Origin of the sequence: Winogradskyella poriferorum (assembly GCF_050618035.1) — a bacterium.
In the GTDB taxonomy this organism is placed as follows: Bacteria; Bacteroidota; Bacteroidia; order Flavobacteriales; family Flavobacteriaceae; genus Winogradskyella; species Winogradskyella poriferorum_A.
On sequence record NZ_JBODPY010000237.1, the window covers coordinates 1 to 221 of the forward strand.

At 38.0% G+C, this 221-nt stretch carries 1 protein-coding gene; it reads left to right on the forward strand.

Translation table 11 applies throughout. The annotated features are described in order from the left end of the window. Positions 1-221: hypothetical protein (locus ACRHOC_RS15615; protein WP_431159492.1), on the forward strand; the 221-nt coding region annotated here is incomplete at both ends.

Genomic DNA, 221 nt, shown 5'->3' on the forward strand with positions numbered 1-221 from the left:
ATTAAATACTTGGCAAGTTGGAGGTTACTTAGAATTGGTAGATGCAGATACACCAGATCGCCTTTTAAACTTTAGTACATCTATTGTTTCAGCCGATTTAAAAACAGGTGCAGCGTTTTATGGGATTCATAGAAACCGAGATGGATGGGATGCGAATGACGATGGTTTTACCGAAATGGTAGACTTAAAAAACACCACGTTTGGCACAAAGGTGTATTATA